Source organism: Pseudomonas sp. SDI (assembly GCF_003105155.1).
Taxonomy (GTDB): Bacteria; Pseudomonadota; Gammaproteobacteria; order Pseudomonadales; family Pseudomonadaceae; genus Aquipseudomonas.
Genome location: NZ_QETK01000053.1, coordinates 1 through 11,437 on the forward strand (window position 1 = coordinate 1; position 11,437 = coordinate 11,437).

An 11,437-nucleotide genomic window follows, 5' to 3' on the forward strand; every position below is an offset into this window, starting at 1 on the left:
AAAGATCTCTGCCTGGCTGGTCGGGCATGGGCTCAACAACGCTTCGACGTCGTTGCTCGAACGCTGACGGGCTGCGCGTCGTGCTTCGTCGAGCTGGAAGGCACGTTCATGCGCGGCCGCACTCATGATACAAGCGCCTGCGTAGCGTAGACCTGACGAATCTGTTTGCGTAAGGCGTTATCCAGGCGATGCGCCGGCAACACGCCGCGCTCACGCAATAGATCGCGGTAACTGCAGTGCTCCGGTGCCTCAGGAAAATGCTCGCCGAACGCGGCATATAAACTGGCCCAGGCAAATACCTGCGCCTCGCTGGTCAGGTTGTAGCGCGCTGCACTTGCCCGGCACGCTACCGCCCACGCCTTTCTGCCCAGGGCATCGAGCGCCTGTAACGCATCCGGAAAGAAACGCTGAACATGCGCCAGCACCTGGCGATCGAACTGGTCGCGCTTGGGTGCGGACAGTTGCTCCATCTGCTCAATGGTGAACGTTAGCCACGGCGTATCCGAATAGACCCTGGATACAAAGGGAAAGTCGCCACGCACGCCGTCAGCGCCACCCCCACTGTGCTTCGACCAGCAAATCGACTGCACTGGCCCCATGGCTTGCACCAGCTCCAGCGGCCCCAGCGCCGCGAACCAGAGCTTGGCAATCTTCGGATCATGGAAACGGAACAACACCGTGCCGGCCCCTTCCAACTGCACATGCACCATGCTGCGCAAATGCCCGAGCAGCTCTGGCTGCGGGGCGCTGCTGTGCAACCAGAGGCCGTAATCGACCGACCACTCGCGCTGAAAGGTCCGGGCAATCGGGCCGTCCGGCGCCACCGCGACCAGCCAGGGCCCCAGCCCCTTGAGCTCGGCATAACGGGTGCCGGCATACAACGGATACGGCGCAGCGCTCGAATCCAGTTGCATCAGCAGCGACGGCAGGTGCTCGAAGCACGCGCCGTCGAGTAAGAGGTAGTCCTTACCCATGCAGATGTCCTTGTGGTGATGGACGCTTCACCGGGAAGCGTCTCCGGCGAGACGGTCAGGACACTAACAAAGGTAATGGGCTAAAGATGTCAGACGCTTCCGAAATGTGTTTCAAGCTGCCGAATGCGCCGTGTATTGAGCACTACCCCAGATACCGCCGCACCACCTCGGCCAGTTCCTGCTGCACCTGCTCAATCCCCGGCACCACCGTGCGCATGCGCAGCAAATCGTGGGTCAGGTCACCATACTCGATCAGTTCCACAGCAACCCCCTGCGCGCGCAACGTGGCCGCATAGGCCAGCCCTTCGTCAAGCAGCGGGTCGAACCCGGCGACCACCACCACCGCCGGCGCGACACCGCCCAGCCCTTGCGCCAGCAATGGCGAGAACCGCCAGTCGAGCCGGTCCGCGTCACTGCGCGCAGTGTGCGAATAAAACCACTCCAGCGTCTCGCTCTCGAGGAAATACCCCTCGGCAAACAGCTCCATCGAAGCGCTGCGCCGCGACGCATCGGTCATCGGATAGCACAGCAATTGCAACTTCGGCGTCACCGCTGCCTCAGCCCCGGCCTGCGCCGCCTCGATCGACAACACCGTCGCCAGGCTCGCGCCCACGCTGTCGCCGACCAGGGCCACCCGCTCCAGGTCGATCCCAAGCGCCGCCGCCTGTTCGCGCAGCCACACCAGCGCATCGCTGCAGTCATGCAGCGCGCTCGGGAACTTGTGCTCCGGCGCCAGCCGGTAGCCCACCGCCAGCACCGGGTAACCACTGCGCTGGCAAAACTCCCGACACACGCCGTCATGCGAATCCAGGCTGCCCACCACATAGCCGCCACCATGCAGGTACACGATCAACCCACTCAACCCCTGCGCCGCAGCGGCCGGCCGGTACAGGCGCAGCGGCACCGACTGGCCGTCGCGCGCGGTCAGGCTCAGCGCCTGCACCGCCAGCCCCTGTGGGGCCGGCCACTGCAACTGCCGGGTGGTCTGCTCGAAGGCGGCGCGCGCCTGCGCCGGGCTCAGCTCATGAAACGCGGGCTGGCGGCGCAGTTGGCGCTCTTCGGCCAGATCGATAAAAGCGCCAATATCCGGGTGCAAAGTCATCATCAATTCCTAAAAAAAGCGCGGCTTACACCGCGACCGCCTGTTCCAGGCAATGGCCAATCAACGCCAGCAATTCGGCCTGGAAGGCATTCATCAAGGTTTCCACCGTGGCCGCACGATAGCGCCGGGTACTGTAGAAGCAGCGCAGCGACAGCTGACCGTCGAACACCTGCCCGGTAATCTCCAGCCAGTTGCCCAACTGCGCCTCGGGGCTGTAGCAGGCACCCGGGCTCTCGTCGGCCGGCACCAGCAGCGCCTGCTCGTCGAAGCTCTGGTCGAACTGCCCGAGGTAGTTGAAGGTCACCCGCGCTTCCGGCAGGTCGCGCAAGCGCTCGGCGGTCTGCGCATCGCTCATGTAACGCAGCACGCCATAGCCCAGGCCCTTGTCCGGCACCGCCGCCAACTGCCCCTGGATCGCCTGGATCGACGCGCCGAAGTCCGCATCCAGCCCCGGCTGTAAGCGCAGCGGGAACAGGCTGGTGAACCAGCCCAGGGTACGGCTCAGGTCCAGTGCGTCGAACAGGTCCTCGCGACCGTGCCCTTCGAACTGCACCAGCACCGAACTGGCCTCGCTCCAGCGGCACAGCACCCGACTCAGGGCCGTCAGCAGCACATCGTTGATTTGCGTCTGGTACACCACCGGCACCTGTTTGAGCAGGCGGCTGGTGTCCTGCTCCGACAGTTTCAGTTGAGCGCTGGCTTCGTAGCGCACCTGATTCTTGCCGCGCGGGTTGTCGCACGGCAGTTCCTTGCCCGGTTGTTCCAGCTGCGCCAGCCAGTAGCCCAGCTCGCGCTCGGCCAGCGCATCGACATGGCCCTTGAGGCCCTCGGCCCAGGCGCGGAAGCTGCTGGTGCGAATCGGCAATTGCGGCGCCAGGCCCTGGCTGCACGCTTCATAGGCCAACTGCAGATCCTGCAGCAGGATCCGCCAGGACACACCGTCGATCACCAGGTGATGGATGGCGATCATCAACCGGCTCTCACCATCGTCCAACTGCGCATTGACCACCCGGAACACCGGTCCGTCGATCAGGTTGAGGCTGCGCTGAGCAGTGTTCACCAGGGCGTTGAGGGCCTGCTCGTCGGCCACCTGGCGATGCCAGATGCACTCGCAGATACCCTCCAGCGTCTCGTAATACTGGTACCAGCGGCCGTTCTGCTCACGGAAGCGCAGGCGCAAGGCGTCATGCTGGCGGACGATGTGCAGCAACGCCTGCTCCAGCGCCAGGCCGTCGATGGCTTGACGCGAACGCAGCATCAGCGCCTGGTTGAAGTGATGTGGCTCGCTCATCGGCTGGGCGAAGAACCACTCCTGGATCGGAATCAGGTTGAACAGGCCCTCGCTGGCCAGTTGCGAGAGGTCCTCGACCTGGCTGCGCACTCGGCCCGCGCCCTGCTCGAACAACGCCTCGATGGTCTGGTAGCGCATCAGGTCGCGCAGCTTCAGGTCCATCTGCAAGGTCGGGTGGTTACGTACCCGCGAGATCACCTGCAGGCTGAGGATCGAGTCGCCACCCAGTTCGAAGAAGTTGTCGCTGATACCGACCTGCTCGACCTGCAGCACCTGCGCCCAGATGTCCGCCAGCCAGGCCTGGCGCTCGTCACGCGGTGCCACATAGGCCGCCGCGTCGAACTGCGGTTCGGGCAGCGCCTTGCGGTCCAGCTTGCCATTCGGGGTGACCGGGAAGCGCGCCAGGCACACGATCTGCGCCGGCACCATGTACTCCGGCAGGTGCGCCCGCAGCCCGGCTTTCAGCGCCTGGCCCAGGTCGACGCCGCCGGCGCTGACCACGTAGCCGATCAGCTGTTTGCCCGACGGGCTTTCCCGAGCGATCACCAGCGCGTCGCTGACCCCGTCCTGCTGACGCAGGCGGGCCTCGACTTCGCCTAGTTCGATACGGAAGCCGCGTACCTTGACCTGATGGTCGATCCGCCCGACGTAGTCGATCACGCCGTCGGCGCGCAGGCGCACCAGGTCGCCGGTACGGTACAGGCGCCCGCCTTCGCCGCCGAACGGGTCCGGCACGAAGCGCTCGGCGCTGATCTGCGGCCGCCGGTGGTAACCGCGTGCCACGCCGTAGCCACCGATGTACAGCTCACCGGCAAAGCCCGGCGGCAGCGGTTGCAGGTTGTCGTCCAGCACATACAGCGAACGCTCACCCACCGCGCGCCCGATCGGCGCATAGGCGGCGGCGCAACGCTCGGCCAGTGGCGCCTTCCACAGCATCGGCGTGACCACGGTTTCGGTCGGGCCGTAGCCGTTGGTGAAGTACTGCGGCTTGAGCGCCGCCTTGACCTGCTCGTAGGTCTGCTCCGGCACCGCGTCGCCACCGAAGCAGTAGATGCGCACCGGCGGCGCCGGCTCGGCACTGGCCTGGACGAACTCGGCCAGTTGCTTGAGGTAGGCCGGCGGGAAGCAGGCGATGCTGATGCCATGCCGGTGCAAGGCTGCGCAGGTCTGCTCCGGGGTCCACAGTTCGTTGTCACGCACCACCAGCGTGCCGCCGGCATACAGCGTGCTCAACCAGCGCTCGTGGGCGCCGTCGAAGGCGAACGACATGAAGTGCAGCTCGCGGGTCTGGCTGTCCATCTCGTACAACCGGGCAATCGCCTGGCAGTGCGCGCTGAGCGGGCCATGGCTGACCGCCACGCCTTTCGGCCGACCGGTAGAGCCCGAGGTGTAGATCAGGTAAGCCAGCGAATGCTCAAGCAAGCGGCTCAGCGGCGCCTGTTGCGGGTAGGCGTCGGCCGCGAAGCGGTCGATTTCCAGCACCGCCAGGGTAGCCGACACGCCGAGGCGCTCGCGCAGGGTCTGCTGGGTGATCAGCAGGCTCATCGCCGAGTCGTCGATCATGTAGGCCAGGCGCTCTGGCGGGTAGTCGATGTCCAGCGGCACGTAGGCCGCGCCGCTCTTGTGCACAGCGAGGAAGGCCACCAACAGGTCGACCGAGCGTTCCATGGCCACGCCGATCAACACTTCCGGGCCTGCACCACGTTCGATCAGCGCGTGCGCCAGCTGGTTGGCGCGGCGCTCCAGGGTCTGGTAGTCCAGGCGCTGCTCGCCACAGCGTACGGCGATAGCCTCGGGCTGCTGTCGCGCATGGCGGGCGATCAGCTGTGGCAGGTCGACGGCTTCGTGGCTGGCGGCCGGTGCGCTGCTCCAGGCCACGAAGGCCTCCTGCTGCGCTGGCGTCAGGCGTTGCAGGTTGCCCAGCGGCATCTGCGCCGGCGCCTCCAGCAGCGCCGCCAGGGTCTGCTCCATGCACCCGCGGATCGCCTCGACGGCCTCGGCGCTGAAACTGTTGCGCAGGTACATGTACTCGATGCAGAGCTTCTCGCTGAGGTTCACCGCCAGGTCCATCGGGAAGTTGGTCACCCCGTGGTTGGCCGACGGGCCGAAGCTCAGGCCGCTGTCGACCGCCTCGTTCAGGCGCTCGTCGATCGGGTAGTTCTCGAACACGATGATGCTGTCGAACAGCGCCTGGCCGCCCACCCCGGACCAGCGCTGCACGTCGGCCAGCGGCGCATGGGAATAGTCGCGGATTTCCAGGTTGTAGGCCTGCAACGCACGCAGCCACTGCACCAGCGGCTGGCTCGGCTCCAGGGTCTGGATCACCGGCAGCGTGTTGATGAACAGGCCGAGCATGCTGTCGGCTCCCGGCAGGCTTTCCGGGCGACCGGCCACGGTGGCGCCGAAGGTCACCGTGCGCTGCCCGGTGTAGCGTTGCAGCACCAGCAGCCAGGCGCCCTGCACCAGGGTGTTGAGGGTGATGCGCAGGTGCCGGCAGTGCTGTTGCAGACGCGCGGTCTGCGCCTCGTCCCAGAGCGAATACAGCGCCTGGTGCCCGGGCCGGTCCTCGACGTGCCGCGGGTGCACTGCCTGGCTCAGCGAGGTCGGCTCTTCCAGCGGTTGCAGGCGGGCCTTCCAGAACCGTTCGAGATCGTCGCGGTCCTGGTTCACCAGCCATTCGATGAAGTCGCGGTAGCGCCCGCTCTGCCCGCTCACTTGGCCGCTGCCGTAGTGCTGCAACACCTCGCCGAACAGCCGCGAGCTGCTCCAGCCGTCCATCAGGATGTGATGGCTGGTCCAGATCATCTGGTACTGCTCGTCGCTCAGGCGCACCAGCAGCACCCGTTGCAGCGGCGCTGTGCAGAGGTCGAAACCACGCAGGCGCTCGCTGCGGTCCAGCTCGGCGATGCGCTGGGCGTCGACCGCGGTGCCGCGCCAGTCGAGCTCGCGGATGTCCAGCTCGACCTGGCGATGCACCACCTGCAACGGTTTGGCCAGCCCGCCCTGCCAGTGGAAGCTGCTGCGCTGGATGGCATGCCGCGCGGTGACGAAGGCCCAGGCCGCGCGCAGCCGTTCGACGTCGAGGCCGTCGATGGTCAGGCTCGACTGGTTGATGTACAGCTCGGTTTGTTCGTCGCTGACGCTGTGGAACAGCATGCCTTCCTGCATCGGCGACAGTGGGTAGATGTCTTCGATATCGACCGCAGCCACCGGCAGGCGGTCGAGGTCGGCCTGGCTCAGCCGGGCCAGCGGGAAGTCCGAGGGCGTCACGCCCTGATTGTGCGGATCGAGGCAGTGCTGCAACAGACCGTCGAGTTCCTGCTGCCAGCAGTCGATCAGGCGATCGAGGGTGTCCGCAGCATAGTGTCCGTTCAGTTGCCAGTTCAGTTGCAACTGGCCGTCCTTGTGGGCCGCGTGCAGGTGCAGGCCGCCGTTAATTGCGCTCACCTCCGGCGCTGCCTCGAAGCTGAAGCTCAAGGCTGGCCACGGCTGCGCCGCGAGCGCCGCATTCACCTCGACGTCGCCCAACTGCAGCAGCGCCGCATAGCCAGCGCCGTGGCGCGGTGCGGCACGCAGGGCTTCCTTGATCTGCTTGATCGAGTCCGCCACGCCCTCCACGACCGGCAGGCGCAGCGGGTAGGCGCCGGCCGCCGAGTGCAGGGCCAGGCGCACCGCCGGCTGCTCGCCGAAACGCGCCACTGCCCGCACCAGCGCGGCGATCAGCAGGTCGGCGGGTTGCGTGCGATAGGCGGCCGGGGCCAGCTCCAGCAACTGCCAGGTCTGGGGGCTGCCCAGGCCGGTCTGGCGGCTCAACTGCGTCGCCGCCTCAGCCGTGTCGTCCAGCGCCGCCAGCGCCGGCTGCCACTGCTGCTGCCAGAAGCCCAGCTGGGCTTTCAGCGCCGCCCGCGCGGCGGCGTCATCCTGCGCCGGCGCGGCGCTGGCCTGGCCCGGTTCGCCAATCGCCTGCGCCAGGGCGCCGATGGTCTGTTGCTCGAACAGGTCTTTCGGGGTGAAGACGATCCCCGCCTGACGGGCGCGGCTCACCACCTGGATGGAGACGATGGAATCGCCGCCCAGTTCGAAGAAGTTGTCGCCGATACCGACCTGCTCCAGGCGCAGCACGTTCTGCCAGATCTCGGCCAGGCGCCGTTCCAGCTCGGTGCGCGGCGCCAGGTATTCGCCTTGCATCTGACTGGCATCGGCGGCCGGCAGGGCCTTGCGGTCGAGCTTGCCGTTGGGGCTCAACGGCAGGCGCTCGAGCAGGATCAGGTAGGTCGGCAGCATGTAGTCCGGCAGGGTCGACTTCAGGTAGGCCTTGACGCTGTCGCGCAGCGCCGCCTGCTGTTCGGCACTGGCCGCATGCAACTGCCGGTCCGTCGGCACCAGGTAGCCGACCAGGTGATGGCCACTGCTGGCCTTCTGTGCCAGTACCAGCGCCTCGTGCACCTGTTCGTGCTCGACCAGGCGTGCCTCAATCTCGCCCAGCTCGATACGAAAGCCGCGAATCTTCACCTGATGGTCGATCCGGCCGACATAGTCGATCACCCCGTCGCTGCGGTAGCGCGACAGGTCACCAGTGCGGTACAGGCGGCTGCCCGGCGCCCCGAACGGGTCGGGCAGGAAGCGCTCGGCGGTCAGGCCCGGACGGCCGAAGTAGCCACGGGCGAGCAGGTCGCCGCCGATCACCAGTTCGCCGACCAGCCCGGCCGGGGCCGGCTGGCCGCTATCGTCCAGCAGGTAGATGCTGCGCCCCGGCAGCACCGAGCCAATCGGCAGGGTCAGCGGCAACGGTCGGCTGCCGTTGACGTAGTCGCTGCAATCGAGGGCGGTGACGGTCACCGTGGCCTCGGTCGGGCCGTAGGTGTTGAGCAGGCGCACATGGCCCAGGCCGGCCTCCTGCCAGGCGCTCAGGCCTTCCACCGGCATTGCCTCGCCGCCACTGTGCACCTGGCGCAGCACGCCGTAGTCGCGCGGGCCGTGGGCGGCGAAGTCCTTGGCGAGCATGTTCCAGTAGGCGGTGGTCAGGTCGACCACGCTGATGCGCTGGTCGATCAGCTCGCGGTAGAAGGTTTCGCTGTCCCAGATTTCGCTGCCGCGCAGCACCACCGAAGCACCGCAGATCAGCGCCGGGTACAGCTGCTCGACGAAGCCGTCGAAGTTGAACGTGGAGAACTGCAGCACACGGTCGCTGCCGCTGAGGTTGAAGAACGCCAGCGACACGAAGGCATGCCGGGTCAGCGCCAACTGGCTGATGCCGACGCCCTTCGGCCGGCCGGTGGAGCCGGAGGTGAACATTACATAGGCGAGGTTATCGGCGTGCGCGCGGTTCACCAGGTTGCTGTCGGGCAACGTTTCCCAGGCGTGCGGCAGATCCAGGCACAAGGCCGGCAGGCCAGGCGGCACGGCCAGCTCAGGCAACAGCTGGCTGTGGCTGAGCAACAACGCCACGCCGCTGTCTTCGATCATGCACAGCAGGCGCTCCTGCGGGTATTTCGGGTCGAGCGGCACGTAGCCGCCGCCGGCCTTGAGCACCGCGAGCAGGCCAACGATCATGTCCAGGCCGCGCTCGGCGGCAATCCCCACCAGCACTTCCGGGCCAACGCCCAGCGTGACCAGGTGATGGGCCAGGCGGTTGGCCTGGCGGTTCAGTTCGGCGTAGCTCAGTTGCTGCTCGGCGAACAGCAGCGCCGGGGCGTCCGGCTGACGCGCGACCTGCTGTTCGAACAACTGGTGCACACGCTGCTCGTTCGGACAGTCCAGCGGCGCCTGGCTCCAGTCCTCCCGCAACTGCCGCGACTCGACAGCGCTCAGCCAGGTCAGCTCGCTCAGGTGCTGCTGCGGATCGTCGAGCAGGCCCAGCAGCAAGGTGCTCAGGTGGCTGCCGAGGCGTTCGATCAGCGCCTGGGTGAAGTGGCCGCGGGCGTAGCTGTAGTGCAGCGACAGCGTCTGGCCGAGGCTCACCGAGAGGGTCAGCGGGTAGTTGGTCTGCTCGTGGTTGCCGATGCCGGAGAAGCTCAGCCCCTGCGGCGCCTGCTGTTGCAGGGCGTCGGCCACCGGGTAGTTCTCGAACACCAGGATCGCGTCGAACAAGGCCTCGGCGCCCAGCCCGGCCCAGCGCTGGATATCGAACAGCGGCGTGTGCTCGAACTCGCGCAAGGCCAGGTTCTGTGCCTGGAGCACTTGCAGCCACTGCGCCACGGTGTGCTGCGGCAACGGTGTGGCCACCACCGGCAAGGTGTTGATGAACAGGCCGACCTGGTGCTCGACGCCCTTGAGCTCGGTCGGGCGACCGGCGACGGTGGCGCCGAAGGCCACACAATCCTGCCCGGTGTAACGCTGCAACAACAGCAGCCAGGCGGCCTGGACCAAGGTGTTGACGGTGATCTTCTGGCGCCGGGCGAACTCGCCCAGGCGGCGGGTCTGCTCGGCGTCGAGCGAATGCGCCCACTGCGCATGGCCCGTCAGCGATTCGCCGCGTGGCATCAGGTTGGCCAGCGCCTGCACCAGCCGGGTCGGCTCCTGCAATCCGGCCAACTGCTGCTTCCAGAAGGCTTCGCCCACGGCGGCATCCTGGCGTTGCAGCCAGGCGATATAGTCGCGGTAACGCCCCTGCCGCGTCGGCAGCGCGCTGCCGTTGTAGCGTTGCAGCACCTCGCCCAGCAGCTGCGACTGGCTCCAGCCGTCCATCAGGATGTGGTGGTGGGTGTGAATCAGGTGATGGCGGTTGTCGCCGGTCTGCACCAGCAGCAGGCGCAGCAGCGGCGCCGCGCCGAGGTCGAAGCCACGCGCCAGTTCTTCGGCGGCCAGGGCGTCCAGGGCGGCGGCGAGGTCACTGCGCTCGCGCCAGTCGAGCAGGGTAAACGGCACACTGAGCTGCTTGTGTACCACCTGCACCGGCTGCTCCAGGTCGCCTTCCCAGACAAAGCCGCTGCGCAGGATTTCCTGCTCGTCCAGCGCGGCCTGCCAGGCCGCGCGGAAGCGCTGCGGATCGAGCCCGTCGACGTCCAGGCGCATCTGGTTCAGATAATCGCCAGCGCTCTGCTCGTAAAGGGTATGGAACAGCATGCCCTGCTGCATTGGCGACAGCGGGTAGAGGTCTTCGATCTGCTCGGCAGCGACCGGCAGGTTGTCCAGCTGAGCCTGGCTCAGGCGAGCCAGGGGGAAGTCCGATGGGGTCACGCCACGGTGCTGCGGCGCCAGGCAGTGTTCGATCAGTGCTTGCAGTTCGCGGGCATAGTCGTCGGCCAGCGCTTGCACGGTGGCTTGGTCGAACTGCTCGCGGCTGAAGGTCCAGCCCAGACTAAGCTCGCCAGCATAGACCTGGCCATTGAGGGTCAGCCAGTTACCTAACGGCGCCTCGGCGCCCTGCTCGGCGCCGCCGCTCTCCCCGGCCGGAACGAACAGGCTGCCGTCGGCCGCTTCGAAGCTGCCGTCGAACTGGCCCAAATAGTTGAACGTGATGCGTGGCACCGGCAGCGCTTGTAGCGCCGTGCGGCTGGCGTCGTCACCGAGGTAACGCAGGGCGGCGAAGCCGATGCCCTTGTTCGGGATCGCGCGCAGTTGCTCCTTGATCTGCTTGATCGACTCGCCGAGCTGCACCGCTGGCGACAGGCGTGCCGGGAACAGGCTGGTAAACCAGCCGACGGTGCGGATCAGATCGATATCGTCGAACAGCTCTTCACGGCCGTGGCCTTCGAGCTGGACCAGCACCGCGTCGTCGCCGCTCCAGCGCGCGATCACCCGCGCCAGCGCGGTCAGCAGCAGGTCGTTGACCTGGGTGCGGTAGGCCGCCGGGGCGTCCTGCAACAGCTGCCGAGTCAGGCCGGCGTCGAGGTGGGTGTAGACGTGCTGCGCATGGCGCATCTGCAAACCGGCGCCGGCACGGGCGCCAGGCAGGTCGGCGGACACGCCGTCGAGCTGGGCCTGCCAGTAGGCCAGTTCGTCTTGCAGGGCTGGGCTGCGGGCGTAGGTTTGCAGCTGTTCGGCCCAGGCCTTCACCGAGCTGGTCTTGGCTGGCAGCGGTTGCTGGCGGTAGGCGGTTTGCAGGTCTTCCAGGAGGATCCGCCAGGA

The 11,437-nt window shown here is 67.0% G+C and carries 3 protein-coding genes; all 3 read right to left on the bottom strand.

What is annotated here, in order from left to right:
* Nucleotides 1–122 precede the first annotated feature (122 nt).
* A complete protein-coding gene (locus DCO48_RS22210) occupies nt 123–974 on the bottom strand; it encodes a DUF4123 domain-containing protein (protein ID WP_116552757.1) in 852 nt (283 codons plus the stop codon).
* Nucleotides 975–1,116: 142 nt separating this feature from the next.
* Nucleotides 1,117–2,076, bottom strand: a complete 960-nt coding sequence (locus DCO48_RS22215; RefSeq protein ID WP_116552758.1) for an alpha/beta hydrolase — start codon at nt 2,074–2,076, stop codon at nt 1,117–1,119.
* Between the two features lie 25 nt (nt 2,077–2,101).
* On the bottom strand, nt 2,102–11,437 hold a 9,336-nt coding region (locus DCO48_RS22220; RefSeq protein ID WP_116552759.1), incomplete at its 5' end, for a non-ribosomal peptide synthetase.